The sequence below is a fragment of the Achromobacter sp. GbtcB20 genome, assembly GCF_019091095.1.
Classification (GTDB): domain Bacteria; phylum Pseudomonadota; class Gammaproteobacteria; order Burkholderiales; family Burkholderiaceae_B; genus Achromobacter; species Achromobacter mucicolens.
On the sequence record NZ_JAGXJZ010000829.1, the window covers coordinates 1 to 241 of the forward strand.

1 protein-coding gene is annotated in these 241 nt (G+C 65.6%); it reads left to right on the plus strand.

Annotated features, from left to right (window positions below):
• Positions 1–241 (plus strand): flagellar basal body L-ring protein FlgH (locus KVT32_RS31290; RefSeq protein ID WP_217619556.1); only part of this gene is annotated, 241 nt, incomplete at both ends.

Consider the following 241-nt stretch of genomic DNA (forward strand, 5'->3'; position numbering starts at 1 on the left):
CGGCGCCACCGTCACCGAGGTGCTCTCGAACGGCAACCTGATCGTCGCCGGCGAGAAGCAGGTCGCCATGAACAAGGGCATCGAGTTCATCCGCTTCTCGGGCATGGTCAGCCCCGACACCATCCAGACGGGCAATGTCGTCTCGTCGACCGTGGTGGCCGACGCGCGCGTCGAGTACCGCACCAACAGCCGCATCGTCCGCGCCGAGGTGGACTCGATGATGTCGCGCTTCTTCCAGTCG